Origin of the sequence: Amycolatopsis sp. cmx-11-51 (genome assembly GCF_047608665.1) — a bacterium.
Taxonomy (GTDB): Bacteria; Actinomycetota; Actinomycetes; order Mycobacteriales; family Pseudonocardiaceae; genus Amycolatopsis.
Genome location: NZ_JADNQO010000002.1, coordinates 107,838 through 133,783 on the forward strand (window position 1 = coordinate 107,838; position 25,946 = coordinate 133,783).

Below are 25,946 nucleotides of genomic sequence, written 5' to 3' on the forward strand. Positions count from 1 at the left end.
TGCAACGGGCCAGCTGCTTCGTTACGTCCTCACTCAGTGGACCCCAAGAAGCTGCTCGTCGTCCTCTGCGCCCTGGCCGGTCTCGCCTGCGGGGCCGACAGCTCCGCCGCGCGCGAACAACCCGCGGCGGCCCAGCTCGCCCCGGTGCAGCAACCCCAGCGCACCGTGGGGCTGGGGGAGACCGTCGTCCTCAAAGTCGGTGACACGACCGAGGTCGCGTCGAAAGACGTCAGTATCCGCTTCGCCCGTTTGGTGTCCGATTCCCGCTGCCCCGCGGACACGGTCTGCGTCTGGGAAGGAGAGGCCGTGGTCGAGCTGACCCTGGCCGAACCCGGACGCGGTGAGCGGACGACGGCGGAAGTCGCCTCCACCGGACGAGGTGGCAGGCAGTCCGTCGAGTTCGCCGGCTGCCGGGTGGACCTGGTCGCCGTGAGTTCGGGCGGCGACCAGGTCACCCTGCGGGTCTCGTGAGTGGCAAAACGGTTCTGACCGTCCTTACCCACTCGACCACCCCAGCCTTAGAGCGCGTTGCCCCAGCCGTCGAGGTACGCGACTTCCGGCAGCGGCACGCGCGACGCGGGCTTGAAGTCCGGCACCGTCGTGTAGGCGACCGGCAGCAGTCCGACCTGCGTGACATCGGAGGGGATGCCGAGGATCTCGGCCGCCTCCGCCTCGTGCGTCAGGTGATACGTCGTGAGCGTCGAGCCGAGGCCGCGCGACCGCAGCGCCAGCTGGAAGTTCCATACCGCCGGGAAGATGCCGCCGTAGAACGCGGCGTCGGTCGCGTTGTCGCCGCTCGGCCTGCCGGTCAGGCACGGGATGACGTACACCGGCACCCGGTCGATCACATCGATCAGGTGCTGCCCCGAGGCGAACGCCCTCGCCACGGACGGTTCGGTGATCGCCTGCCCCAGCGCGGCGGCGTTCGCCTCCAGGTAGGCGTTCCCCACTCGCCGGAACAGCTCCGCGAGTTTGTCCTTCACACCCTGGTCGCGGACGACGAGCCAGCGCCAGGCCTGCTGGTTGCCCGGGGTCGGCGCCTGCAGTGCGAGCCGCAGGCACTCTTCGAGCACCTCGGGTTCCACTGGCCGGTCCAGGTCGAGTTTGCGGCGGACCGACCGCGTTGTGCTGAGCAGGTGGTCGGTGACCGAGGTGTCCATGTGCCGCCTTTCAGTGACGCGCCGCCAGGAAGCGGTCGATCAGCTCTGATCGGTTCGAGGTCCTCTTCCAGCGCGAAATGCCCGGTGTCGAAGAGATGAACCTCCGCCGAGGGAACATCATTCCGGAACGCTTCGGCCCCCGCCGGGTTGAAGAACGGGTCGTCGCGACCCCACATGGCGAGCACGGGAAGCTGGGCTTCTCGCCACCACGCCTGGAACTTCGGGTAGGTGGGGGGTGTTCCGGTAGCTCCGGAACAGGTCCAGCAGGTGGTTCGATGGTCTCCGGATGCCGGATGCCGGATGCCGGATGCCGGATGCCGGATGCCGGATGCCGGATGCCGGACGCCTTCCGCGTACTGGTACCCGATCTGCTCCGGTTCGAGGATCTCCTCGACCCGCGTCGTGCCTCGGTTCCGTCCGTCAGGGAAGAAGAGCTGAAGGGGACCATCGCCGCGTGCGATGAGGGGAAAGCGCCCTTCGCCGCGTGCGATGCGGAAAAAGTCCCCTTCGCACGCAGCTCACGAAAGCTCTAAAGCTCCAGCAACATCCGGCTGTTGCCCAAGGTGTTGGGCTTCACGTACGGCAGGTCGAGGAACTCCGCGACACCAGGATCGGCCGAGCGCCGCATCTCCTCGTAGACCTCCTGGGTCACCGGGGTGCCGTCGATCTCGACGAAGCCGTGACCAGCGAAGAAGCGGGTCTCGAAGGTCAGCACGAACAGCCGCTTCAGCCCGATCTCGCGGGCGAAGCCGATCAGTTGCCCCACCAGCGCGTGCCCGATCCCGCGACCCCGGGACGTCTTGTCGACCGCGATGGTGCGCAGCTCGCCGATGTCCTCCCAGAGCACGTGGAGGGCACCACAGCCGAGTACGTCGTCACCGTCTTCGACCACCCAGAACTCCTGGACACTCTCGTAGAGGGTGACGAGCTCCTTCTCCAGCAGCACCGTCCCCGCGTCGGAGTCGACCAGCGCCTTGATCTTGCGGACGTCCGCGATCCGCGCCCGGCGAACGGCCGGGCGGCGGCGATGGAGCGGTTCGAGGGGGTCTGGCAGCACATCCACCATTAAGCCATCATCGAGGCCGTGCCCGGCCGAGGACTCGCCCGAGCGAGCGATCGCCGACCCCGAGAACAGGCCAGCTACCCTGAGGCACGTGCCTTCTCCCACCACTGATCCTGTCGCCACCCGCCGCGTGTCCTTGCTGACCCTCGGTTGCGCCCGCAACGAGGTCGATTCCGAGGAACTCGCCGGACGGCTGGCGGCGGGCGGCTGGGAGCTCGCCGCCGAGCCCGAGGACTCCGACGTCGTGGTGGTCAACACCTGCGGCTTCGTCGAGTCCGCGAAGAAGGATTCGGTCGACACGCTGCTCGCCGCGTCCGACACCGGGAAGAAGGTCGTCGCCGTCGGCTGCATGGCCGAGCGCTACGGCAACGAGCTGGCCGAAAACCTGCCCGAGGCCGACGCGGTCCTGGGTTTCGACCACTACGCCGACCTCTCCGACCGCCTGGACGACGTCGTGGCGGGCCGCAAGGTCGAGTCTCACACCCCCTCCGACCGCCGCAAGCTGCTGCCGATCAGCCCGGTCCAGCGCCCGACGGCCGCCGAGACGGTCGAGGTGCCAGGGCACGCGCAGCACGGCTGGGGGCCGAGGGTGCTGCGGACCCGGCTCGACACCTCCCCGGTGGCCGCGCTGAAGATCGCTTCCGGCTGCGACCGCCGCTGCTCGTTCTGCGCGATCCCGTCGTTCCGGGGCTCCTTCGTGTCCCGGCAGCCGGACGAGATCGTCGCCGAGGCGATGTGGCTCGCGGAGAACGGCGTCAAGGAGGTCTTCCTCGTCTCGGAGAACTCCACCTCCTACGGCAAGGACTTCGGCCGTGACGGCGCCCGCGCGCTGGAACTGCTGGTCCCGCGCCTGGCCGCGGTGGCCGGTATCGAGCGTGTCCGCGTCTCCTATCTGCAGCCCGCCGAGACGCGCCCCGGCCTGGTCAAGGCCATCGCGACCACGCCGGGCGTCGCCGACTACTTCGACCTGTCCTTCCAGCACTCCAGCGAGACCGTGCTGCGCCGCATGCGCCGCTTCGGCTCCACGGACTCGTTCCTCGCGCTGACCGAGCAGATCCGGGAGTACTCGCCCAACGCGGGCATCCGCACCAATGTCATCGTCGGCTTCCCCGGCGAGACCGAAGAGGACGTCGCCGAGCTGGAGCGCTTCCTGACCGGTGCGCGGCTCGACGCGGTGGGCGTCTTCGGCTACTCGGACGAGGACGGCACCGAGGCCGAGACCTTCGACGGCAAACTCGACGAGACCGTGGTGGCCGAGCGGGTCTCCCGGATCTCCGCGCTGGTCGAGGAGCTGACCTCGCAGCGTGCCGAGGAGCGCGTCGGCGACTTCGTCGACGTGCTGATCGAGCAGGCCGAGGACGGCGAAGACCCGATCGGCCGCGCCGCGCACCAGGCGCCCGAGGTCGACGGCGAATGCGTCCTGATCGAGACGGACGACCTGCCCTCGCTGGCGGTCGGTGACTTCGTGCGCTGCGAGGTCGTCGACTCCGAGGGTGTCGACCTGATCGTGCGGCCCGCGCCGCTCGAGGCCGACCGGTGAATGCCGCCCCGAGCGACGCCGGGGCGGGCGAGGGAACCGGCGGTGAGCACGCCCGGGTCCCCGAGGCCACCCCGGTCCCGACGCTGAACCTGGCGAACCTCCTCACGATGTCGCGGCTGGTGCTGGTGCCGCTGTTCGTGATGGCGCTGTTCGCCGGCGACGGGACGGACACGTTCTGGCGCGCGATCGCCACCACGCTGTTCGCGATCGCGTCGTTCACCGACCAGGTCGACGGCTGGGTCGCGCGCAAGTACGGGCTGATCACCGACTTCGGCAAGATCGCCGACCCGATCGCGGACAAGGCGCTGATCGGCGCCGCGCTGATCGGGCTGAGTGTGCTCGGCGAACTGGGCTGGTGGGTCACCATCGTCATCGCGCTCCGCGAGATCGGCGTGACGCTGCTGCGGTTCTGGGTGATCAGGCACGGCGTCATCCCGGCCAGCCGGGGCGGCAAGGCCAAGACGCTCGCGCAGATCGCGGCCATCACCGCGTACCTGCTGCCCCTGCCCGCGGCCGCCGAGCCGGTGCGGTGGGTGCTGATGGGGCTCGCACTCGTGCTGACCGTCGTGACCGGGCTCGACTACGTCGTGCGGGCGGTGCGGCTCCGTGCCGCCGGACGGCGTGCCGCGGGCTTATGACAGGCACAGCCGCGCGCAGCGTGTCCGCTGAGGGTGGTGGCGGGGGCATAGCTGGACCTGAGACCTTGATCACTCACCTGATCGAGCGAGGGGAGACGGTGGCGACGGCCGAGTCGCTGACCGCCGGCTTGGTCTGCGCGACGCTGACCCGCGTCCCCGGATCGAGTGCCGCCGTCCGGGGCGGGCTGATCGTCTACGCCACCGATCTCAAGGCTTCGCTCGCCGGGGTCGACGAAGACCTTCTCGCCGCGCATGGCGCCGTTCATCCCGAGGTCGCGGCTCAGTTGGCCGCCGGCGCGAGAGACCGCTGCGGCGCCACCTGGGGCCTCGGCCTGACCGGTGTCGCGGGTCCGGCGGGGCAGCACGGCATCGCACCCGGCACCGTCCATGTCGGGCTCGCCGGGCCGGCCGTGCTCACCGTCCGTACGCTGGACTTGAGCGGTGATCGAGCTTCGGTCAGGGCCGGGGCCGTCCGCGGCGCGTTCGCCCTGCTGGGGGAACATCTCGCATGATCGCCGCGTTCGCCCTTGGCGTATTGCCGTGTCAACACCTGCGCCCAGGGCACCGCACTGGGTAACGTAGGGGGCAGTCAGTCCTGGAAGGGAGGCGCGTGATGACCGTGCTGTTGCGCGAGGCGATCGGCGACCGGCTCCGACACGCCCGCACGAACCAGCGTCGAACGCTGCGGGACATCTCCCGCGCCGCCAGGGTGAGCCTTGGCTACCTTTCCGAGGTCGAGCGCGGGCAGAAGGAAGCGTCCAGCGAGCTGCTGGCGTCCATTTGCGAGGCCCTGGAGCTTCCGCTCGGCGAACTCCTGCACAAGGTCGCCGCCGACGTCTCGGCGATCGACAATGTCGAGGTCGCCCCGGTGGACGAGAAGGTCGAGGCGGGCAAGCGCCGTGCTCCGGAGCGTGAGAGCGCCGAGGCCGGTCTCGAAGGTGGGCGCCTGGTATCCGAGCTGATCGGTAACGACCTGGCCGACTTGCGGATCTCGCCGCCGCCGCGGATGAGCCCGGCCCTGCGGACGACGATCGCCGCACCGAAGATGGTCGCGGCCTAGCAGCTGTGACGTGAGAGGCCCCGGGCAGTCCGCCTGGGGCCTTCCTCGTTCCTGGGTCAGCTCGCGGCGCTGTCGAACGCGCCCGCCTGGTAGGAGCCACCCTTGGTGTGCGTGACGACGAGCAGCCGGTTGGCGGCATTGATCATCGCGACCAGGTAGACCAGCGCGGCGATCTGGTCGTCGTCGTAGTGCTCGCACACCTGCGACCAGGTCTCGTCCGAGACGCCCTGGTGCGCGTCGGCGAGGCGGCTGCCTTCCTCCGCGAAGACCAGCGCGGCCCGCTCGGCCTGGGTGAACACGGTCGATTCGCGCCAGGCGGCGACCAGGTTGACGCGGACCGCGGGTTCGCCTGCCGCCGTCAGGTCCTTGGCGTGCGCGTCGACGCAGAACCCGCAGCCGTTGAGCTGGCTGGCCCGCAGCGACACCAGTTCTTGGGTGACCTTCGGCAGCGTCGACCCCTTGATCGCCACACTGACGGCGGCGAAACGCTTGCCGAGCTTGGCGCCGAGCTCGGTGCTGTTCAAATCGAAACGGCTGTCCATGACTTCGTCCTCATTCATGATCGGGTGGTGAAGCGAACGACCACCAGATGCCGCTGACCCGCCCGGCCTGACAACACGATCAGGTGACGTGAAACACGTCCTTCAGGTGTCAGAAAGCGGCGAGGTCCGGTGTCTTGTGCGCGACAACCGTCGAGAGGGAACAGGAGCCACCCATGCCCGCCCCGGACCCCGCCACCGAGGCGTTCGTCGCCCACCGGAACCTGCTGTTCACCGTCGCCTACGAGATGCTCGGCTCGGCCGCCGACGCGGAGGACGTCCTCCAGGAGACCTGGCTGCGCTGGTCGGGCGTCGAGCACGGCACCGTGGAAAACCCGCGGGCCTACCTGGTCCGCGTCACCACCCGGCAGGCGCTCGGCAGGCTGCGCACCCTCGGCCGACGCAAGGAGTCCTACGTCGGTCCTTGGCTGCCCGAACCGCTGCTGACCACGCCGGACGTGGCCGAGGACGTCGAGCTGGCCGACAGCGTTTCGATGGCGATGCTGCTGGTGCTGGAGACCCTCGCGCCGACCGAACGCGCGGTGTTCGTGCTGCGTGAGGTGTTCGACGTGGCCTACGACGAGATCGCCGAGGCCGTGGGCAAGACCCCGGTCGCGGTCCACCAGATCGCTCACCGGGCCCGGGCGCACGTCGCCGCCCGGCGGCCGCGGGGTGCCGCGTCCCCGGCCGAGACCCGTGGCGTGCTCGACGCGTTCCACCGGGCGGTCCGAACAGGTGACCTGCAGGGGCTGCTCGACGTCCTCGCACCGGACGTCGTCTTCCTCGGCGACGGCGGCGGAGTGGTGCAGGCAGTGCTGGAACCGGTGGTCGGGGCCGCCCGCGTCGCGCCGCTGCTGGCCACGAGCCGTCCGGCGAGGGACGACGCGGCCACGATGCGGACGGCGCAGGTCAACGGCCATCCGGCGCTGATCCTCCGGCTCGGCGGCGAGGTCGACACCGTCGTCGCGGTGCGGGTCGACGACGGCCTGATCACCGGCCTTTACGCCGTGCGCAACCCTGAGAAGCTCACGCGGATCGAGCGGGCGACCACCCTGCGCCGCTGAGTCCGGGCTCGTATTCCAGCCGTCTTCACCCAGGGTCACCACCCGGCGAACCTGAAAGGTCGTGAACATCACAGTCAGGGGGATCCCTGAATTCCGTCGGGGTCGCCTGGAACACGGGACGCCGACCTGACACGATGGAACTCAACGCCGGGGTCGGGACGTTGCAACATCACAAGAGGGGACGCCCCACCTCGAGGTAACAGCCCGTGGGATGCGAGAAGGCAGGCGGAGGAGATGGCCAACCCGTTCGTGAAGTTCTGGAAGTACATGATGGCGGCGTTCTCGTCGAAGATCGACGAGCACGCCGACCCGAAGGTACAGATCCAGCAGGCCATCGAGGAGGCGCAGCGCAATCACCAGGCGCTGACCCAGCAGGCGGCCTCGGTGATCGGTAACCAGCGTCAGCTGGAGATGAAGCTGAACCGTCAGCTCGGCGACGTGGAGAAGCTGCAGGCTTCGACCCGCCAGGCGCTGGTGCTCGCCGACGAGGCGCGTGCCAAGGGCGATGAGCAGAAGGCGACCGAGTTCGAGAACGCGGCGGAGAGTTTCGCCGCACAGCTCGTCACCGCCGAGCAGAGCATCGAAGACCTGAAGACCCTGCACGACCAGTCGCTTCAGGCGGCGGAGCAGGCGAAGAAGGCCGTCGAGCGCAACGCGACCATGTTGCAGCAGAAGCTGGCCGAGCGCACCAAGCTGCTCTCGCAGCTGGAGCAGGCGAAGATGCAGGAGCAGGTCTCCGCTTCGCTGAACCAGATGAGCCAGCTGGCCGCGCCGGGCAACACCCCGTCACTGGAAGACGTTCGCGACAAGATCGAGAAGCGCTACACCACCGCGCTCGGCTCGGCCGAACTCGCACAGAACTCCGTCCAGGGCCGGATGATGGAGGTCCAGGCCTCCACGACGCAGTTCGCCGGACACTCGCGTCTGGAGCAGATCCGCGCCTCCATGAAGGGTGACTCCGTCGCGCAGGTGACCGACGGCAAGACCACCGCCGCCGCCGCCGCGCCGAAGGCGTCGAGCGGTGCGGACATCCAGCGTGAGATCCAGGCACGGGTTCAGGCCGAACAGGGCAAGAACCCCGCCTGACACATCACCTAGAGCCGGTCCCGCACCCCGCGGGGTGCGGGACCGGACTCACCTATCAGAGGGGCGAGGGCAATGGGCCAGGGCAGGCGCAAGGACTTCGGGGAGTTCACCGCCAAGCTGGAGAAGCACATCGAGAAGCTGCCCGATTACGCCCAGCGCGCGCAGGAGAAGCTGCAGCGCTACATCCCGCCCTCCGAGCAGGGTTCCCGGCCGTCGACACCCACGCCGCCCGCGCCGCGGCCGCTCATGCCGAAGATGCCCCCGATGCCGAAGATGTCGCAGCAGCTGACGTCCATGGCCGCGGGGCAGATCCCGGTCGTCGCCGAGGCGAAGGCCAAATGGGCCCGCTGGAACGAGCCGGCCGCCAAACTGGAGCGACAGAAGCGCCGCACTTCCCGTGCGATGACGTTCTGGATCCTCCTCACCATCCTTTGTGGACTGTTCGCCGTCGTCGCGGGCACCGGCCTGCTGAAGTCGGGACAGGCCGACATCCTCCAGGCCATCGCGGGCAGCGCGTTCACCATCGTCTTCGGCACTTTCGGTGTCCGGTCGGGACTGCGGCTGCGGACGCTCAAGCGCACCGTGCTGCCCGCCGCGCCCGCCGCTCCGCCACCGCTTCCCCCGGCGCGATCCGTCGCGCGGGAGCCGATGGAACGCCTCGTCGAAAGCGAGGCTTCGCTGTCGGAGCTGCTTCGCCAGCTTTCGCAGCCGACGTCGCTCGGCACCATGCCGGTGTCGGAGATCGCCGTGGCGGACGCCCGGGCCACCGCCACGGAGGCGGCGCAGGCCCTGCGTGGCCTCGCGGGCCGGATCCAGGCCATCGAACGCGGCCGTGACGCCGCTCCCGAGCGCGAGCGGGGCGCTCTCGACGCCGCCGTCAAGCAACTGCGCGTCCAGCTCGACGACGGCCTCGACGGCTACGGCGGTCTCGTCGCCGCTGCCGGACACACCGTCGCCGCGAGCTCGGACGGCATGACGTCGTCCAAGGAGTCGCTCTCCGACGCGACCGACAAGCTCGCCGGACTGGCCATGGCGCTGCGCGAACTTTCCTGAGCGAGGCGGTTGTCTCGTAGATCGGTAGATAGGCCCCACGCCACAGGGGGATATCCGCACCGCGCGGGGGTGAGCAGGCCCGAGCAGCTGACCAAGTCGCGATCGGGCGGGTAATGGCGAGACTGGGTGGATTCCGGTGCGGGGGACGACCCAGAATCCACCCAGCCGCTCCGACCGCAAGCTTCTAAGCAGGCGCTTTCCTGGACAATCGTCTCATTCGTCGTCGCTAATACTCCATTGCGTAACGACTCGCTCACTGTGGGATACCGAAACGCGCGTGTGGCCCGAAACCGCTGGTGACGGCAACCCGCGATGCCTAACGTTTCTCTCATGCACGCAGTGCTCCTCCCAGCTCGGGCCTGAACCCAGCCCGCGTGAGCGGGCGTTCCAGGGTGGCGGACCGGACACAGTGGATCTCGCGCAGTGGTCTTTCTCGTCCCCATCGAGGAAAGGACGCCCAGTGACGACGCTCCCCCCGGAACAAGAGCCGATCCCGACCCCGCCGCCCAGCTCCTACCAGCGCGTCGTCGCGGCCTACGACCGGATCACCGAGGTCGACCGCCCCGACGTCTGGATCATGCTCCGCCCCCTGGAAGACGCCCTCGTGGACGCGAAGGCGGTCGATGAACGCGTACGCGCCGGGACGGACCTCCCACTCGCCGGAACCCTGGTGGCGGTCGCCGATGTCATCGACGTCGCCGGTCTTCCCACAGCGGGGGAGGACGTCTGCTGCGTCGGTGCCCCGGCGGTGTCCCGGCTGGCCGCCGCCGGAGCGGTGGTGGTCGGCAAGACCAACTGCGACCGGTTCGGCAGCGACCTCGAGCACACCCACAGCCCGTATGGCGCCGTGAGCGCCGCGCTGAACACCGCCAGGGTCTCGGGGAGCGCGAGCAGCGGCGCGGCCGTCGCCGTCGCGCTCGGCCTGGTCGATCTGGCGGTCGTGACGGACACGGCGGGAGCGGGCCGGGTGCCCGCTTCACTCAACGGGATCGTCGGGCTGAAGCCGACGCTGGGCCTCGTGCCCAAGACCGGTGCCGCGCCGTGCGGCGGGATCGCCCTGTTCGCGCGCAGCCTCACCCTCGGCCAGCGCGCGCTGGGGTTGATGACCGGTCCCGACGGGATCGACCCGCTCGCGCGGGACTGGCCGCCCGACGTCCGGCTCTCCGCGGGGGATCGGCCGCGAGTGGCGATCCCCGGCTCCGAAACGCTCACCGGTCTCTCGCTGCGGGCCCGGTCCGCTTTCGTCGGCGCGGTTTCGGCGCTGCGAGCGTCCGGGGCCGTCGTGGAGACGGTGGAGGTGTCGGCGCTGTTGTCGGTCGGCGAGCTGATCCACGACGACGGCTTCACCGCCGATCGCCGGCGGGTCGCCGAGGCCGGGATGCTCGCGCTCCGGACGCTGTCCGAGTACGACGCCCTGGTCCTCCCGACCGTCGCGGACCATCCCGAAGTCACCGAGGCGCTGTCCGATCCGGACGGTGTCGCGAAACGGCTGGAGCGGTTCACGGCGTTCGTCAACCTGCTCGACCTCGCCGCGGTCACGGTGCCGTCGTCGCCGTCGGATCTCGGGCCGTACGGGGTGTCGGTGGTGGTGCGGCCGTTCGACGACCAGGTCGCCATCGACCTCGCCGCCGTGCTCACCGACGAACAGGCCGATTTCCCTTATCCCGCACCGGGCGCGGACCTCGTGGTGTTCGGGGCGCACCTGCGCGGTCAGCCGCTGAACGGACGGCTGGTCGCTGCGGGCGCACGGTTCACCGGCCTGGTCCAGACCGGTGAGGGCTACCGGATGCTGTTGCTGCCGACCGACCCACCCCAGCCGGGCGTGGTGCCGGTGAGCGCCCCGGGCGAGCACACCATGCTGTCGGGGGAACGCTGGCGCCTCTCACCCGCCGCTCTCGGCGCGTTCGCCGCCACGCTGGCCGAACCGTTCGTGCTCGGCCGGATCCGGCTGGACGGCGGCGAAACCCCGCTGGCCGTCCTCTGTGACCAGTCGGCGACGGCGACGGCCACCGAATTGACGCGGTACCGGTGCTGGCGTGCCTATCTCAGGTTCGTCAGTACGGCCGGGCCGCGAGACCTCGGGCGACCCGCTTGACCAGACCGGGACCGTGCAGGGCGAAACCGGAGTAGAGCTGGACAAGACCGGCGCCGGCGTCGAGCATCCGGGCGGCGGCGCCGGCGTCGAAGATCCCGCCGACGCCGATGATCGGCAGCTTGCCGCCGGTCTCGTCGTGCACGAACCGCACCACCTCGACCGAGCGGGCGGTGAGCGGGCGGCCGGAGAGTCCGCCCGCCTGTTCGCCGACGGTCGCTTCCGTTGGCGCGATCCCTTCGCGGGACAGCGTCGTGTTGGTCGCGATCAGCCCGGCGACACCGTGTTCGAGGCAGACTTCCAGCAGTTCCGCGAGGGCTTCGTCGGTGAGGTCGGGGGCGACCTTCACCAGCACCGGTGTCGGCGCGGCCTCGCCCGCCAGTGCCGTGGAGGTCTCGCGGAGTTCGGAGAGCAGTTCGGCCAGCGCGGACTTGTCCTGCAACGCCCGCAATCCCGGTGTGTTGGGCGAACTGACGTTGATCGCGAAGTAGTCGGCGTACGGATACAGCGCACGCAGTGAGAACCGGTAGTCCTCGACGGCTTCGTCGAGCGGGGTCACCTTGGACTTGCCGATGCTGACGCCGAGCGGCACCGGCGGCTTCCCGCCCGCGGCGAGGCGGGCGGCGAGTGCTTCCGCGCCTTCGTTGTTGAAGCCCATCCGGTTGATCACCGCGTCGGTCTCGGCAAGGGTGAACAGCCGCGGCTTGTCGTTGCCCGGCTGCGGGTGCCGGGTCACCGTGCCGACCTCGACGAAGCCGAAGCCGAGCGCGGGCCAGGCGTGCAGCGCCCGGCCGTTCTTGTCCATCCCGGCGGCGAGGCCGACGCGGTTCGGGAAGCGGAGCCCGAGGAAGGTGACCGGATCGTCCGTCCGGTAGACGCGGCCGAGCGCGCCGAGCGCGGGGGGGACCCGGCTCAGCCTGGCGAGCGTGCCGATGGTGCGCTCGTGCACGGTTTCGGGGTCGCTGCCGGAGACCCGGTAGAGAGCGGGGCGGACGATCTTGTCGAAGAACACGGCCCCATCATGCCTGGTGGCCGCCGTGCCGCTCGATCGTGCTCGCCCAAGGCCTTAGCTTCCCGTGTCGAGACGGACATCACCCGTGCCTGAATGGAGATCACGCGTGATCAGGCGGAGATCACGCGTGATCTCCACCTGATCACGCGTGATCTCCATTCGGTTACGCGAGGCGCGCCTTCCACTCGTCCTCGAGCATCGCGAAGACGAGTTCGTCGCACCACTCGCCCTTCACGATCTCGTTCTGCCGCAGATGCGCTTCCTTGCGCATGCCGAGGCGTTCCATCAGCGTGGCCGACGCGGTGTTGCGGCCGTCGCAGCGGCCGATGATCCGGTGCAGCCCGAGGTCTTCGAAGCCGAGCCGGAGCAGTTCGACGGCGGCCTCCGCGGCGAACCCCTTGCCGTGGTGATCGGGATGGAACACGAAACCGATCTCGCCCTGCCGGTGCTCGCTGCTGAGGTACTCGAGGTTCAGGTCGCCGATCAGCTGCCCGGTCTCGGTCAGCTCCACGGCCACGGCCAGGAACTGGCCCTCCTGGGACAGGCTGCCGCTGTGCACGCGCTTCGCGAGCGCGGCGGCGGATTCGGCCCGGCTGCGCGGGCTCCAATAGAGGTAGCGGGCGACGTCGGCGCGGGACTGGAAGGAATTGAGTTCGTCGAGATCGTCCGGGCTGAAAGCGCGGAGGGTAAGGCGCGGGGTGATGATCGGGAAATCGGGCCTCAACATGGCGTCAGGCTATCCAGTCTTCGGGGTCCGGGGGCGAAACAGCGGCGGACGGTTCTCCAAGACGGTGGGCGGTCCGTCTGGCCGCGCGAAAGGAGTAACGACCCGGAAATGAGGGTACCCCGAGGCGGCTCCCGGACGCCGGAATCGGCGGCCGGGCCCGAGCCGGACCGGTGCTCGGGTACCTCGGGGGCCCGGTGACTGCCTGGTATTCGCTATCAGGCACCACGCGAAGCAGAGACGACGAGCCGAAGGTGGCTCCAACTTGCGTTGTATCGCTGCTCAAAAGTCCTACGCGTGCCGTCCGCTAGCGGACAGTCACCTCACGAGTCCTGTTGGAATACAACTTTGGACCACCTCCTCTCTCGTGTACCACCACGCTATGCGAGGACTTCGGGGTCCTGCAACAAGATTTCTCCGATCTCCGTCAACAGGGCGGTCTTGGCCGCCGGTGCCAGGAAAGACGCGTTCACCGCGTTCTGCGCGAATCGGGCGATTTCGGTCGTGGTCAGGCCCAGCGTTTCGGCCACCGCCAAGTACTCGCCGTCGAGCGTGGCGCCGAACATCGGCGGGTCGTCGGTGTTGAGCGTGACCACCACGCCGTGGTCGAGCAACCGTCGCACGGGATGCGCTTCGATCGACCGGAACTGTCCTGTTCGGACATTCGAGGTGGGGCAGACCTCCAGCGGGATCCCTTGTGCGGCAAGGTGTTCCAGTAGTGCCGGATCGGTGTACGCGCCGACGCCGTGGCCGATCCGCTCGGCGCCGAGGTCGTGCACCGCCGACCAGACGGTGGCCGGCCCGGTCGTCTCACCGGCGTGCGGGACGCTGTGCAGCCCCGCCTCCCGTGCCGTGGTGAAGAACGGGGCGAACTGCGCGCGGCCGACGCCGACCTCGGGTCCGCCGAGCCCGAAGGACACCAGGCCTTCGGGGCGTTCGCGGAGCGCGAACACGACCGTCTCGCGCCCGGCGACGACCCCCTTCTCACCGGGAATGTCGAAACACCAGGCCAGTTCCACCCCGTGGTCCGCTCGCGCCGCGGCTCGCCCAGTGGCGAGACCGGTGAGGAGATCGTCCGGGGACATCCCGTCGAGGACGTGGTTGTACGGCGTCACGGTCACCTCGGCGTACCGGGCGTTCTGCGCGGCCAGATCGGCCGCCAGCCCGGTGACGAGGGTGTGGATGTCGCGGGCGTCGCGCACCAGCGACGTCACCGCCAGGTAGTTGCGGAGGAAATGCGGGAAGTCGCGGAAGGTGAAGAAGTCGGCGAGCGCGTCGGCCTCGGTCGGTACCCCCGCCGAGGGGCGCCGCCGGGCCAGTTCCAGCACCGTGGGCAGGCTCGCCGAACCGACGAGGTGGACATGGAGTTCGACCTTGGGCAGGGCGTGCACGAACGCGCGCAGCGCCTCGCCCGTGAGGAATCCGGGCATGACAAAGCTCCCTGAAAGGAGGTGAAGGGTGACGTGCGGAGGGAGCGGGCGGCTCAGGGAGCGAGGTCGCCGCGTTCGGTGTCTGTCCCGTAGAGCGGGAGCTTGAACAGCGTCACGAGGCCAGCTTAGCCACTGGGAGCGGGTCCTGACTGGCATTTCGGGCAGAACCAGGTCGGCCTCGCCTGGTGCCCGGTGCCCTGTGGGGCGATCCGGAGCCGCCCGCCGCAGCGGAAACAGCCTTGTTTGGTCCGTTCGTAGGCCCAGTGCTCGCGGCCGCGGCGCAGATCACCGGTGGTGGTCTGCGAGGTGCGCCAGGCGTTGGCCTTCAACAGCTTGCGGCCGAGCGCGACGGCCTTCGCCGGGTCCACCCCGGATACCGGGGTCCATGGCGTGACGCCGAGCAGGAAGCAGATCTCGACCTTGTACATGTTCCCGATCCCGGCCATGATCCGCTGATCCAGCAGGGCGTCGCCCAGTTCGCGGTCCGGGTCCGCGGCGAGCGCGGCCGCCGCCCGCTCCGCGAGCTGGTCCGTCCACTGTGGATCGAGCAGGTCCGGGCCGAGGTGACCGACGAGCCGGTCTTCCTCGCCCGTGGGAACGAGTTCGAGGTCGTGCACGCGGAAACCGACCGCCTGCACCCCTTCCGCCGCCAGGATGACGCGCGCGTGATGCGCCGGATGGCGCCAGCGGGCACCCGCCGGATAGACCGCCCACTTGCCGTCCATCCGGAGGTGACTGTGCAGGGTGAGGTCGCCGGAGAACCGGGTCAACAGGTGTTTGCCGACCGTTGCGACGCCGAGTACATCCCGCCCGGCGAGATCCGACGTGGCCAGCTGGGGCACCCTGAACTCGCCGCGCACGAGGGTCTTCCCGGCCAGCGCCTTGTCGAGGACCTTGCCGGCGAGGAAGACGGTGTCGCCTTCGGGCATCGGCGCTAACCCGTGCCGGTGTCGCTGAGCTTGGCGGGGGCTTCGGTGGTCTCGGGCTCGGGAGCGTCTTCGTCGCCGCGGACGCGATGCCGTCCGGCCCGGCTCGACCGGAGGACCTTCGCCAGCACCATGTTGAAGGTGAGGGCGATCTCCTGCGCGCCGGGGGAGTGCCACTCGTGGATCGGGCTGCACGCGCCCTGCGCCTGCTGCACCGCGAGCCGGTCCGGGATGGCCGTCGGCATCACCAGCGGCCCGAAGTTCTCCCGTAGTTCGGCGACGCGGAACTGGTGCTCGTAGGAGCGCACGCGAAGCTTGTTGACCACGACGCCGATCGGCCGGAGCCCCGGGTTCTGCTCCTCGCGGATCTTCTCGATCGCTTCGAGCGCCCGGCGGGCGCCGGAGACGGCGTACATCGTCGGCTCGGTGACGATCAGGGCGCTGTCCGCCGCCACCAGGGCCGAGCGGGTCAGCCTGCCCAGCGACGGCGGGCAGTCGAGGATCACCAGTTCGTAGGGTTCCTCGCGCAGCGGGTTGGTGTGCAGTTCGTCGAGCGCGCGGGAGAGGTTCTCCAGGCGCCGGTTGTCGGCGTCGGGCTCGTTGAGCATCTCCAGCTCTTCGGCGCCGACGAGGACGTCGATCTGGTCACTCCACACGCTGGGCGCGATCGCGCGTTCGAGTACCGAGCGCACCGGCGTCTCCAGGACGTCGGCCAGCGTACGGTCGGTGAGGGGCGGGTCCAGCGAGGTGGTGGCGTTGCCCTGCGGGTCGAGGTCGGCCACGAGGGTCCGGGTGCCCCTGCGCAGGGCGGCGGACGCGACACCGAGGGCGACCGTCGTTTTACCGACGCCACCCTTCAGGCTGAGAACAGCGACCGTGTGCACTCGATACAGCCTACGGGCAGTCGGCCGGGTGGCTCCTTGGCAAGGTGTCGAACACCGCATCGGACTACACCCGCAGGTCGCTCGAGGGCGGGGATTACCCTGTGCGTTTATGAAGACGGACACCGTGGCCACGCGGGGATCGGGGGCGGTACGCCGGGTTCTCGAAGCAGAACTCCGGGCCGCCCGAGCGCGAGGCGCACAACAGCCGGGCGTCGTCGACGTCGGCGGCGGGAGCGGCGGCTGGGCGGTGCCGCTGGCTTCGGCGGGCTGCCTGGTGACCGTCGTCGAGCCGAACCCCAACGCGCTGGCGACCCTGCGCCGCCGCGCCGAGGAAGAGGGCGTCTCCGGCAGCATCACGGTGATCGCCGACGACTCCGACGCGCTCGGCGCCCACGTCGCGGCGGGCTCGGCCGACCTCGTGCTCGCGCACGGCCTGCTCGAAGTCGTCGACGACCCGGCGGCGGTGCTCGCCGCGCTGGCCGCCGCGGTCAAACCCGGTGGCGCGGTCTCGGTGCTGGTGGCGAACCGCCACGCCGCGATCCTGCAGCGCGCGCTGGCCGGGCGGCTCGGCGAGGCACGGGAACTGCTCGCGGCCGAGAGCGGTGTCCTGGGCGGCGGCCGGGAGACCGTGCTGCGACGCTTCGACGCCGAGGCCCTCCAGGCGCAGCTGACCGCGGTGGGGCTCGAAGTGGTCTCGCTGCAGGGCGACGGCGTCGTGGCGGACTTCGTGCCCGGCGGGGTGCGGGAAGAAGACCTGGCGGAGTTCGAGCTGGCGGCGGCGTCGGTTTCGCCGCTGCGGGACATCTCCAGCAGGCTGCACATCCTGGCGCGCCGCCCGGCCTGACCTCGGCCGGCTTGACCCCGGCAGGGAATTGTCGGTGGTCCGGGCTAACGTGCCCGTAAGGTCGCCGGAGGGCGCCCCGCGCCCGACGGCGACTTCACCGTCGCGCGCCCTCTTTGGGCCGAAGGCCCCCGGAAACGTTTTGGCAGGGCGCCTCCATGACCACCGCAGCTGACATCGACTACGTGCGCCCTGGCGAAACGTGTCCGGCAGCGCGCGACAAATAGACACAGCGCGACAAATAGACATGGGAAGAAACGCTGAACTGCCAGGTGGGATGGCCCGGTACCGGGTGACCACCGGGGCCACCACCTGGCCGGACGACACCGGCTGCGGTCTGCTGCATGTCGACATGGACGCCTTTTTCGTGTCTTGTGAGCTGCGCACGCGTCCGGAGCTGGAAGGCAGACCGGTGGTCGTCTCGGGCGGCGGTCCCCGGTCGGTCGTGGCGGCCGCGAGCTACGCGGCGCGGGAGTTCGGTGTCCGGTCGGCCATGCCGTTCTCGACCGCCAAGCGGCTCTGCCCGCAGTTGATCTGCATCACCCCGACGCCCGGGCTCTACGGCGAGGTGTCGAAGGGTGTCATGGGGGTCTTCCGCGAGCTGACACCACTGGTGGAGCCGCTGAGCCTGGACGAGGCCTTCCTGGACGTCAGCGGTGCGCTCAAGCGGCTGGACTCTTCGCCCGCGAGGCTCGGCGCCCTCATCCGGGAGCGGGTGGCCGCCGAACACGGGATCAACTGCTCCGTCGGCGTCGCGAAGGTCAAGTTCGTCGCGAAGCTGGCGTCCGGGATGGCGAAACCGGACGGCATGGTCGTCGTCCCGGCGGCCGAGACGCTCGCGTTCCTGCGTCCACTGCCGGTGTCGGCGCTGTGGGGCGTCGGCAAGCGCACCGAGGAGCACCTGCGGCAGCAGGGCCTCGACACGATCGCCGACGTCGCCGCCGCGCCACTGCCCCGGCTGAGGCGCTCGCTCGGGCGGGCGCTGGGGGAGCACCTGTGGGCGCTCGCGAACGGGCACGACGAGCGCGAGGTGATCCCGGAGACACCGGACAAGTCGCTCGGCGCCGAAGTGACCTTCGATGTCGACCTCCACGACCGTTCGGCGCTCGGACTGGAACTGCTCCGGCTGTCCGAACGTGTCGCCGCCACCCTGCGCCGCCGGGGGCTGCGCGGGCGGACGGTGTCGATCAAGGTCCGGTTCGCGGATTTCAAGACGATCACCCGTGCCAGGACGACCGCCGTCCCGGTGGATGTGGCCCGCGACATCCACCGCACCGCCGTCGAACTCCTCACCGAGCACGCGCCGACGGGCGCAGTCCGCCTGATCGGCGTAAGAGTCGAAGGATTGGACACGGAGAGTGATGGAGAGCAGCTACTTTTCGACTCTCCCGAACCCCGTTGGCGTGCTGCGGAAGTCGCCGCCGACGTCGCGAGGTCGAAGTTCGGCGCCGCCGCGGTGCGGCCCGCCTCACTGCTGACCCCCCGTGACCAGTGACATCGCCCGCTCAACCGTCTTCGAGAGAGCCGAGTCGGGTGGTTTCGGCCAATTCGATCCCTTCTGGATACGGGATCGGGTAGTCGGACGAGCGCGGGGCTCGTATCCTGGACAGAGACACCCCGCCTGGGGTTGTCTGTTGGGTCCATGACGTTGCGCGGCCCGGCGCCCGCGACAGCTGTGCCGGAGGAGGAAAGATGCCACTCTCCGAGCATGAGCAGCGGCTGCTCGATCAGATCGAGCGCGAGCTCTATGCCGAGGACCCCAAGTTCGCATCCACGGTGCGAGGCACCCGGTTGCGCCGCCCTGCCCGCCGACGGCGTTTGCAGGGCATCGCCCTGTTCGTGGTCGGCGTCACGCTGTTGGTGTTTGGCGTGGTGGTCAACATCCGGGTCGCCGACATCCCGGTGATCAGCGTGCTCGGGTTCCTCGTGATGTTCTTCGGAGTCATGATGGCCGTCACGTCGATTCGGCATGGAGCCGAGGCGGAAGACGGCAAGGACGGCGGTGGCCAGGGATCGGGCGGAGGTGGCGGCGGCAAGTCGTCCCCACGCCGGAGTTCCTTCACCCAGCGCATGGAAGAGCGCTTCCGCCAGCGCTTCGAGGAGCAGTAGCTCTCACACACGCGAACAGGCCGACAAGGCATTGCCTTGTCGGCCTGTTCGCGTTGTCATGCGCGTTCAGTCGCCCTCGGGTACATGAGGCCCCCTTCCTTGCGCCCTAGGTACAGGGCTCCGGCAAAGTCGCGCAATTGCCGTTTCGGTGTCGCGAAAGCCACTTTCGGGACCTCTGGTGTCGCGAGAGTGGCTTTCGCGACACCGGGGGCGGCCGCGCTTGACGTCTGAGTCACGTTTCGGCCGGGGGTGGGTAAGTCGGGTGGGGGCGGATCGGTAGTTACTTGCCCACGTGAATCAGCCCGACGGCGCGGGGCCTCGGGCCTTGATCAACGGAGGATGGGGGACACTCCACGTCCCCGATCCTCCGTTGATCATGGTCAACTCGGTCGAGTGGGGAGGATGACACCGTTTCGGCGGGTAGGTAGATACAGGTCGGGGAGAACCCCAATCGCCCACTCACCACCCGCTTGACCAGCTCCGCGACTTCGCCGGGACGCTTGCGCTAGCGCAAGGAAGGGGCCTTCATGTACTCTAACGGCCCTTTACGCAAAGCACGTCGTCTACTTCCCTCGCCGAAGCGACCGCGGGAACAGGCGGCCCTTCCACGACATGGGCGCGTTCCGCTTCAGGCTCTTGCGAACTTCGTCGAAGGCCGGGCCCAGCGCCTGGTCGTCCGGCGGCTCGTCCGAGTACCAGGACTTCTCCACGACGCCGATGACCGTCCGCAGGCCGGAGCGACCTTCTTCGTCCAGACGGTGCTTCTCGACGACCTTCCGGCCCGCGACGCGCACCGTGTCACCGTCGGAGAGCGGCAGGCCGCGGTCCGCGCACTCGTCCATCAGTTCGCGCCACGCCGCGTCGGCCGCGGTGGGGGAGTGGGACGCGATCTTCTGCAGCCGGAGCCGTCGTTTGATCTCGCGGATCGCCGTCGGTGTACCCAGCCCGCCGAGCACGACCACCAGGACCAGCGCGAACCACCACGACACCCACGCCGCGAGGAACGCGAACGCCCCCACCCACAGTCCGATGGCGATCAGCGGGAGCCAGTTCGTCACGTTCGGGTTGTCCAGGAACCCGCCCTCCTTACGGACGGGAACGGGCGAGTCCGGGGATCGGGACGGGGCGGGCGACGAGCGCAGGAGCGCCCGGTTTCTCAAGCGGGTGCGCACGATCACGATCACGCTCACCGCGGCCGCCAGTCCGCCGAGAAGCCCGGCGAGGATGGCGGGCCACAGCGGCTCCTCCTCCTGCTGGTCCCCGGAGCCGTCCGCGCCGGGGTCCGCGCCCGGGTCACGCGGCGTGCCGGTCGCGGGGGCGCTCGACGCCGGCCCGGTCGGCACTTCCTGGGTGTCGTTGGTCTTCGAGGCGCTGGTGTCGGTCTGCAGGTACGGCGGGACGACCGCGCGGCCGTCGACCAGCGGGGTCGGGTCGAAGCTGACCCAGCCCTTCGTCTGGAAGTACACCTCGACCCACGCGTGCGCGTCCTCGGAGCTGATCGAGAGGTGATCGCCCTTCGGTGTGCCGGAGGTGAAGCCGATGGCGACCCGCGACGGGATGCCGACCGCTCGCAGCATCACGGCCATCGCGGACGCGAACTGCTCACAGAACCCGCGTTTGCCGTTGAGGATGAAGTCGGCGAGCGCGTCGGAATCGGTGGCGTCGGCGGTCTTGGTGTCGTAGACGAAGCCGTTCTGCGCGGTGAAGAACGACCAGAGCGCTTGGGCCTTGTCGAAGTTGTTGGACTCGTTCTCCGTCAGCTGCTTGGCCTTCGCGACCACCCTGGGGTCGACGCTGTCGACCTGGGTGAACTGCAGCGGCACTTCGGCAAGGCGAGCGTCGTCGAGGCGGAGTTGTTCCTTCGACGGTTCTTTGATCGCCGCGGTCTCGGTGTAGGCGGGCGCGTTCTGCTTGGTCGTGGTGAACACGGCACCGCCGACCGGGTCGTACAGCCAGTTGTCGGCCAGCCCGGCGAGCGTCCGCGGCACACCGTAGATCGGCAGCCAGTTGTCGACCCAGTTCGTCGGTTCGATCCGGATCTCGCGTCCGGCGCCCTCGCCGTCGTCACCCTTGACGAGCGGGAGCGGCTGGTTGGCCTGCACACCTTGCTGGGCGCGGCCGTTCTGCGCCAGTCCCCAGCCCTTGTTCGGGGTGAACGTGTCGAGGGTGAACGCGCGCAGCAGTCGTTTGTCCGCGCCCATCCCGTAGACCTTGAACAGTTCCACGTTCTCGCCTTGGTCGAGCAGGCCTCGCAGCTGCGTGAACGGCTCGACGCCGAACCCGCCCGCGCCACCCCGGCCCGACCCGGTTCCGCCGGGGAGACTGCCGACCGTGCCGACGCCGGTGGCGGCCGTGCCGATGACCAGGCCCAGCGCGATCGCGGCACTCACCACGCCGACGGGAGCGGACAGCGTGCTCGCCGAGTTGCCCAGTCCGGGCGCTTCCCGGTTGCGCCAGCGGCGATGCCGGTGGTTGCCGTCGACGGCGAGCAGTGCGGCGAACGCGCCCGCGCCGAGCAGGAAGGTCCACCACGGCAGCATGTCCTCGGCCAGCGCGGCGGGCACGGCGTACACGCACAGCAGCACCAGGCCGGTGGCGGCGGGCGCGGCGGCGGCCACGGCCAGGGTGTCGACCAGCACCGCGACCAGGCCGATCGCGATGGTCACCAGGCAGAGGATCGGCGGCGTGCCCTCGATGGGCGGCAGCCCGACGCGGATCTGCTCGGCCGCCGCGGCGAGCACGCCGCGCAGTTCTTCGAGCGCGTCCGGGCCGGGGATGATCTTCAGGATCCCGCTGGTGGTGAACGCCCCGGTGATCAGGAACAACAGCACCAGCAGCTGAGCCAGGCCGACGACGATGGTCGGCGCGCGCAGCGAGCGCAGGGCGAGCCCGGTGGAGGCGATCAGCACGACGGCGACCAGCAGGTAGCCGAACCACGCCCAGCCGGAGACGACGCCGGTCAGCGAGGTCGAGGCGAACAGTGTGGCGAGCCCGGCGGCGACCGGCGCGAGCACACTGCTCGTCCAGACCGGTGGTGGCGCCTCGGGACGCGGTTTGGGGGTGTGCGGGAGGGGTGGCGCTGTCGCGGTCACAGGCCGCCTCCGATCAGCGTGCCCCGGCGGGTGGCTGTCCGGCACAGCTCGGCCCAGACCTGCTGCATGGGCGATCCGGGTCCCGCGATCACGACTCCCCAGCCCGCGGCGCGCAGCAGCGCCACCGATTCTTCGCTGGCGGCGGCCCGGGTTTCGGGCCGGTTGACGCCCGAGGACCAGCCTGGGGTGTCGAGCAGCACCGCGAGGCTCCGGATCCCGCGCGGGCGGTACCGGGACAGCTCGTGCACCGATTCGTTGCTGACAGTGCCGAGCACGGCGATGAGTTCCTGTCCTTCGGCGGGATCGTGGCCGAGGGTGATGTCGCGCTGGTGCGCGGGCTGGAGCGCGGCGAGGACGTCGAGCACGATGTTGTCGTAGTGCTCGCCACCCTCACCGGGGGTGTCGGCGAGGGTCTGGCCGTGTTCGGTGATCAGCCGGACGCGGTGACCGGAACGGCGCAGGTGCAACCCCACCGAAGCGGCGAACGAGACGGCCCATTCCAGGCTCGCGGCGGGACCGGTGCCGTGATGCGCGGCCGCGCGGTGGTCCAGCAGGACCGTCGTGCCGCCACGCCACGGCCGTTCCTCGACGCGGACCATGATCTCGTCGCGGCGGGCGGTCGAACGCCAGTGGACCTTCCGGAGGTCGTCGCCCTGGCGGTACTGCCGGACGATCACGTCCGCCTCACCCTGCCCGGCGTGCAGGCGGATGCTGCCGTCGTCACCGGCGCCGATCCCGGCACCGCTGGGCAGACCCCACAGGCCGACCACCTTCGGCACGACGACCAGCCGCGAATGCCCGATCAGCTCGCGTTCGAACTCGCACAGCCCGAACGGGTCGGTGATCGTCGCCCGCAGCGGGCCGACCTGCTGGATCCCGCGCAGTACCGGCTGCAAGGGGTACCGCAGCGCGACCTTCCGGTCGTGGGGCAGCCGCTCGACGACGAAGCGCGGCCGTGAACCCAGCGCGTACGGCACGCCGTCTTCGAGCAGCACCTCACCGGCGGGAAGCCTGCCGTTGCGCCAGAGTTCGAGCTGGACCTCGCCCGGCGAGCCGACCGAGACCCGGTCCGGGCGCAGCGTGCGAGCCGCGCCCAGCCGCAGCCGGGTCGCCGAGATGAAGAAGGCGACCAGCAACGGCAGGGCGACGACGAACACCGCGACCCGCAGCAGGTCCCGTTCGTTGAGCACGAACGAGCACACCGCCGCGGCGACGCCGGCGGCGAGGAGACAGCGGCCGCGTGTGGTCAGGCCGGACAGAGCACGCAACATGCGCTAGGTCCAATCAGCCGAGCGAAGCTCGTCCGCTGAGGGCGGGGGCGGGGGCATGGATGGACTTTCTGCTCAGCGGTGGTTCGTGCCCGAAGAGCCCTGCGGAACGGGGACGCGGTGCAGGATCGCGCGGACCACGTCGGTGGCCGAACGGCGGGCGGCGTGTGCCTCGGTGGTGAGCACCATACGATGCGCCAGCACCGGGACGGCGACCGTGTGCAGGTCGTCCGGGACGACGAATTCGCGGCCCGAAAGCGCGGCCTGCGCACGGGCGGAGCGGACCAGTTGCAGGGTCGCCCGCGGCGAGGCACCGAGACGGATCTCCGGCACCTGCCGGGTCGCGGACACCAGTTCGACGGCGTACCGGCTGACCTCCGGCGACATGTGCACCGACCGGACCGTCTCGATCAGCCGCTGCACCGACTCGCGGTCGGAGACGGGCTCGAGATCGGCCAGCGGGTTGTGCCCGGCGTGCTCGTCGACCATGGCCAGTTCGGCCTGCTGGTCGGGGTAGCCGATGGACACCCGCGCGGTGAACCGGTCCCGCTGGGCCTCGGGCAGCGCGTAGGTGCCCTCCATCTCGATCGGGTTCTGGGTGGCGATCACCATGAACGGCTCTTCGAGGTGGTACGTCGAGGTGTCGACGGTGACCTGGTGCTCTTCCATGCATTCGAGCAGCGCCGACTGCGTCTTCGGCGAGGCGCGGTTGATCTCGTCGCCGACCACGATGTTCGCGAACACCGGGCCGGGCCGGAACTCGAACCCGCCGGTCTGCCGGTTGTAGATGGACACCCCGGTGACGTCGCTGGGCAGCAGGTCGGGGGTGAACTGGATCCGGCTCACGGTGCAGTCGATCGAGCGGGCCAGCGCCTTCGCCAGCGAGGTCTTCCCGACCCCGGGGACGTCCTCGACGAGGAGGTGGCCTTCGGCGAGCAGAGTCACGAGCGCGATGCGGATGACGTCGGGTTTGCCGACCAGTACCCGCTCCACGTTGGCGGCGATCCGCCGCGCCGTCTCGTGCAGTTCGTCGAGCGACGCTCTGCCGTCACGGCCGTTCTGCCGGCCGCTGACCGAGCCCGCTGCCGTGGGGTACGGCGCTTGCCCGGATGCCTGCTCGCCCTGGTGTTCGCCGGGCGTCGCAGACTGGATTCTCGACGTCACTCGACCTCCTGATGCCACGTGGCTGGTCGTCCGCTGGATCTGCTGAAGGTCAGCTTTTCTTCACTCGGGTTGTCCCCCGAGCAGCGGTCAGCCTCCCACGAAGTGTGTCAAACTCGGGCGAACTCTTGGGGGGAACCCCGTCAACCCCAGTCGATGACTCTGTGCAACCAGAGACCTTACCTCGATCGGGTGAGGTGAACGGGTTTTCGGGTGCTCCCGCTGACACGGGGTTTTGTCGTATGCTCCGGTGCGAGGTCGCTCGACTACGGAGAGGCGTAATCGCATATGAGCGAGGTGAGAACCGCCCGCCCCAGGTTCGATCTGAGTGGGTTCGCGGTCGCCCCGGAGCTGGCCGCCGACGCCCACGTGAAGATCTCCGCCCTGCAGGACGTGGTCGGCCAGATGGTCCGCGAGGCCAAGGTGCTCGGCCGCACGGTTCCCCTCGGCGGGGGATACGCGGACGAGGTCGGCCGGTTCATGGCGCAGTACGGGATCGGCGCCGAAGGCTCTGCGGTCGAGGCTCTCACCGCGTTCGGCAAGGAACTCGACGCGCTCAAGAACCGGATCGAGAAAGCGTTGGCCAAGTACACCCGTCAGGATGAACAAGCGGCGGCGGGTGTGGACTGTGTCGGCGGCTGAACCCCTGAGCCCCCGCCTCCCCGGTATCGGCGTCCTCGGTGCGCTCGTCGTCCTCACAGTGTCCGGCTGTGGGCATGGGGCCGCAGGTCAGGCACGGATTCCGGCCGCCGGCGACGGTGCCACCCCGCCTCCCGCGTCCTCCGCGCCGGCGTCGAGTGGCGGAGTGGATCCCTGCGCGCTGCTGTCACCGCAGGACCGGTCGAGCGCCGGAGTGAACGTGCTCGGCGTCCCGAAGGAGATCAACGGCGCCCGCGCCTGCGACTGGACGGTGCCCGCGACCTTCGGCGTCACCGTCACCGTGGACGAGAAGAACGGGCTGGCCGACCTCGAGATCGCGCGCAAGACCGCGACCAGGATCAAGGTCGGCGACCGGCAGGCGCTCAAGGTCGCCGACAAGAAGGCCGCCGACGGGACGTGCGCGGTCCTGCTCGGCATGGGGGAGAAGGCGAGCGTCCAGATCGACGTGAGCAACACGAACTTCACCGACACCACGCTTGCCTGCGAGCGCGCGGTGACGGTGGCGGGATTGGCCGAACCCAAACTGCCCTGAGGAGACGGTGCC

The 25,946-nt window shown here is 69.8% G+C and carries 26 protein-coding genes and 1 pseudogene; 15 read left to right on the plus strand and 12 right to left on the minus strand.

Features of this window, described 5'->3' with window-relative positions; all coding sequences use genetic code 11:
- Positions 1-36 precede the first annotated feature (36 nt).
- Positions 37-471: a hypothetical protein gene (locus ACM6LU_RS09335; RefSeq protein ID WP_414937229.1), complete on the plus strand. Its 435-nt coding sequence runs from the start codon at positions 37-39 to the stop codon at positions 469-471.
- 47 nt (positions 472-518) lie between these two features.
- Here ACM6LU_RS09335 and ACM6LU_RS09340 read toward each other — a convergent pair whose 3' ends face one another.
- A complete protein-coding gene (locus ACM6LU_RS09340) occupies positions 519-1,160 on the minus strand; it encodes a nitroreductase family protein (RefSeq protein ID WP_414937230.1) in 642 nt (213 codons plus the stop codon).
- Between the two features lie 119 nt (positions 1,161-1,279).
- A pseudogene (locus ACM6LU_RS09345) lies at positions 1,280-1,336 on the minus strand (hypothetical protein); the annotation flags it as partial.
- A gap of 117 nt (positions 1,337-1,453) precedes the next feature.
- Between ACM6LU_RS09345 and ACM6LU_RS09350 the strand changes: the two are divergent.
- The gene (locus tag ACM6LU_RS09350; RefSeq protein WP_414937231.1) at positions 1,454-1,693 is read left to right on the plus strand and encodes a hypothetical protein; all 240 of its coding nucleotides are present in this window, start codon (positions 1,454-1,456) and stop codon (positions 1,691-1,693) included.
- Here ACM6LU_RS09350 and ACM6LU_RS09355 read toward each other — a convergent pair.
- On the minus strand, positions 1,690-2,226 hold the full coding sequence (locus ACM6LU_RS09355) for an amino-acid N-acetyltransferase (RefSeq protein WP_414937232.1): 537 nt from the start codon (positions 2,224-2,226) through the stop codon (positions 1,690-1,692). The two genes, ACM6LU_RS09350 and ACM6LU_RS09355, sit on opposite strands and share 4 nt — an antisense overlap.
- Positions 2,227-2,314: 88 nt before the next feature.
- On the opposite strand from ACM6LU_RS09355, the gene rimO reads away from it, so the two are divergent.
- The 4 genes from rimO (at position 2,315) to ACM6LU_RS09375 (ending at position 5,461) form a co-directional block, all read left to right on the plus strand.
- The gene (rimO, locus tag ACM6LU_RS09360) at positions 2,315-3,763 is read left to right on the plus strand and encodes a 30S ribosomal protein S12 methylthiotransferase RimO (protein ID WP_414937233.1); all 1,449 of its coding nucleotides are present in this window, start codon (positions 2,315-2,317) and stop codon (positions 3,761-3,763) included.
- The gene (gene pgsA, locus ACM6LU_RS09365; protein ID WP_414937234.1) at positions 3,760-4,401 is read left to right on the plus strand and encodes a CDP-diacylglycerol--glycerol-3-phosphate 3-phosphatidyltransferase; all 642 of its coding nucleotides are present in this window, start codon (positions 3,760-3,762) and stop codon (positions 4,399-4,401) included. The genes rimO and pgsA overlap by 4 nt, the downstream gene beginning before the upstream one ends.
- A 65-nt stretch (positions 4,402-4,466) precedes the next feature.
- The gene (locus ACM6LU_RS09370) at positions 4,467-4,913 is read left to right on the plus strand and encodes a CinA family protein (protein ID WP_414937235.1); all 447 of its coding nucleotides are present in this window, start codon (positions 4,467-4,469) and stop codon (positions 4,911-4,913) included.
- Between the two features lie 101 nt (positions 4,914-5,014).
- Positions 5,015-5,461, plus strand: a complete 447-nt coding sequence (locus ACM6LU_RS09375) for a helix-turn-helix domain-containing protein (RefSeq protein WP_414937236.1) — start codon at positions 5,015-5,017, stop codon at positions 5,459-5,461.
- Positions 5,462-5,517: 56 nt separating this feature from the next.
- Here ACM6LU_RS09375 and ACM6LU_RS09380 read toward each other — a convergent pair whose 3' ends face one another.
- Complete coding sequence (locus ACM6LU_RS09380; RefSeq protein ID WP_414937237.1) at positions 5,518-6,003, minus strand: carboxymuconolactone decarboxylase family protein; 486 nt, start codon at positions 6,001-6,003, stop codon at positions 5,518-5,520.
- A gap of 173 nt (positions 6,004-6,176) precedes the next feature.
- On the opposite strand from ACM6LU_RS09380, the gene ACM6LU_RS09385 reads away from it, so the two are divergent.
- The 4 genes from ACM6LU_RS09385 (at position 6,177) to ACM6LU_RS09400 (ending at position 11,298) form a co-directional block, all read left to right on the plus strand.
- Positions 6,177-7,064: an RNA polymerase sigma-70 factor gene (locus ACM6LU_RS09385; RefSeq protein ID WP_414937238.1), complete on the plus strand. Its 888-nt coding sequence runs from the start codon at positions 6,177-6,179 to the stop codon at positions 7,062-7,064.
- A gap of 234 nt (positions 7,065-7,298) precedes the next feature.
- Positions 7,299-8,150, plus strand: coding sequence for a PspA/IM30 family protein (locus ACM6LU_RS09390; protein WP_414937239.1), 852 nt, complete (start codon positions 7,299-7,301; stop codon positions 8,148-8,150).
- A gap of 72 nt (positions 8,151-8,222) precedes the next feature.
- Complete coding sequence (gene pspM / locus ACM6LU_RS09395; protein WP_414937240.1) at positions 8,223-9,203, plus strand: phage shock envelope stress response protein PspM; 981 nt, start codon at positions 8,223-8,225, stop codon at positions 9,201-9,203.
- A 460-nt stretch (positions 9,204-9,663) separates the two neighbouring features.
- On the plus strand, positions 9,664-11,298 hold the full coding sequence (locus tag ACM6LU_RS09400; RefSeq protein WP_414937241.1) for an amidase family protein: 1,635 nt from the start codon (positions 9,664-9,666) through the stop codon (positions 11,296-11,298).
- Here the strand turns inward: ACM6LU_RS09400 and ACM6LU_RS09405 are convergent.
- The 5 genes from ACM6LU_RS09405 to ACM6LU_RS09425 all read right to left on the minus strand — a co-directional run bounded on the left by ACM6LU_RS09405 (position 11,258) and on the right by ACM6LU_RS09425 (position 16,271).
- Positions 11,258-12,307 (minus strand): quinone-dependent dihydroorotate dehydrogenase, encoded by a 1,050-nt coding sequence (locus ACM6LU_RS09405; protein ID WP_414937242.1) that lies wholly within the window; start codon positions 12,305-12,307, stop codon positions 11,258-11,260. The two genes, ACM6LU_RS09400 and ACM6LU_RS09405, sit on opposite strands and share 41 nt — an antisense overlap.
- 163 nt (positions 12,308-12,470) lie before the next feature.
- Positions 12,471-13,034: a GNAT family N-acetyltransferase gene (locus ACM6LU_RS09410; protein ID WP_414937243.1), complete on the minus strand. Its 564-nt coding sequence runs from the start codon at positions 13,032-13,034 to the stop codon at positions 12,471-12,473.
- 377 nt (positions 13,035-13,411) lie between these two features.
- Positions 13,412-14,461: an adenosine deaminase gene (gene add / locus ACM6LU_RS09415; protein ID WP_414937244.1), complete on the minus strand. Its 1,050-nt coding sequence runs from the start codon at positions 14,459-14,461 to the stop codon at positions 13,412-13,414.
- 125 nt (positions 14,462-14,586) lie between these two features.
- Complete coding sequence (locus tag ACM6LU_RS09420) at positions 14,587-15,390, minus strand: DNA-formamidopyrimidine glycosylase family protein (RefSeq protein ID WP_414937245.1); 804 nt, start codon at positions 15,388-15,390, stop codon at positions 14,587-14,589.
- 5 nt (positions 15,391-15,395) lie between these two features.
- Positions 15,396-16,271 (minus strand): ParA family protein, encoded by an 876-nt coding sequence (locus ACM6LU_RS09425; protein ID WP_409491694.1) that lies wholly within the window; start codon positions 16,269-16,271, stop codon positions 15,396-15,398.
- A 109-nt stretch (positions 16,272-16,380) separates the two neighbouring features.
- On the opposite strand from ACM6LU_RS09425, the gene ACM6LU_RS09430 reads away from it, so the two are divergent.
- The 3 genes from ACM6LU_RS09430 (at position 16,381) to ACM6LU_RS09440 (ending at position 19,221) form a co-directional block, all read left to right on the plus strand.
- Positions 16,381-17,115 carry a methyltransferase domain-containing protein gene (locus ACM6LU_RS09430; protein ID WP_414937246.1) on the plus strand — a complete coding sequence of 245 codons (735 nt, stop codon included), beginning with the start codon at positions 16,381-16,383 and terminating at the stop codon, positions 17,113-17,115.
- Positions 17,116-17,389: 274 nt separating this feature from the next.
- Positions 17,390-18,607: a DNA polymerase IV gene (gene dinB, locus ACM6LU_RS09435; RefSeq protein WP_414937247.1), complete on the plus strand. Its 1,218-nt coding sequence runs from the start codon at positions 17,390-17,392 to the stop codon at positions 18,605-18,607.
- A gap of 197 nt (positions 18,608-18,804) precedes the next feature.
- On the plus strand, positions 18,805-19,221 hold the full coding sequence (locus ACM6LU_RS09440) for a DUF3040 domain-containing protein (RefSeq protein ID WP_414937248.1): 417 nt from the start codon (positions 18,805-18,807) through the stop codon (positions 19,219-19,221).
- A 563-nt stretch (positions 19,222-19,784) separates the two neighbouring features.
- On the opposite strand, the gene ACM6LU_RS09445 is transcribed toward ACM6LU_RS09440, so the two are convergent.
- The 3 genes from ACM6LU_RS09445 to ACM6LU_RS09455 form a co-directional block, all read right to left on the minus strand.
- Positions 19,785-22,313, minus strand: coding sequence for a transglutaminase TgpA family protein (locus ACM6LU_RS09445; RefSeq protein ID WP_414937249.1), 2,529 nt, complete (start codon positions 22,311-22,313; stop codon positions 19,785-19,787).
- Positions 22,310-23,584 carry a DUF58 domain-containing protein gene (locus ACM6LU_RS09450; RefSeq protein WP_414937250.1) on the minus strand — a complete coding sequence of 425 codons (1,275 nt, stop codon included), beginning with the start codon at positions 23,582-23,584 and terminating at the stop codon, positions 22,310-22,312. The genes ACM6LU_RS09445 and ACM6LU_RS09450 overlap by 4 nt, the downstream gene beginning before the upstream one ends.
- A gap of 72 nt (positions 23,585-23,656) precedes the next feature.
- Positions 23,657-24,745, minus strand: coding sequence for an AAA family ATPase (locus ACM6LU_RS09455; RefSeq protein WP_414937251.1), 1,089 nt, complete (start codon positions 24,743-24,745; stop codon positions 23,657-23,659).
- Positions 24,746-25,030: 285 nt separating this feature from the next.
- Between ACM6LU_RS09455 and ACM6LU_RS09460 the strand changes: the two genes are divergently transcribed.
- Together ACM6LU_RS09460 and ACM6LU_RS09465 are read left to right on the plus strand one after the other, a co-directional pair.
- Positions 25,031-25,384 (plus strand): hypothetical protein, encoded by a 354-nt coding sequence (locus ACM6LU_RS09460; protein WP_414937252.1) that lies wholly within the window; start codon positions 25,031-25,033, stop codon positions 25,382-25,384.
- Positions 25,344-25,934 carry a DUF3558 family protein gene (locus ACM6LU_RS09465; protein ID WP_414937253.1) on the plus strand — a complete coding sequence of 197 codons (591 nt, stop codon included), beginning with the start codon at positions 25,344-25,346 and terminating at the stop codon, positions 25,932-25,934. The genes ACM6LU_RS09460 and ACM6LU_RS09465 overlap by 41 nt, the downstream gene beginning before the upstream one ends.
- Positions 25,935-25,946: the final 12 nt, after the last annotated feature.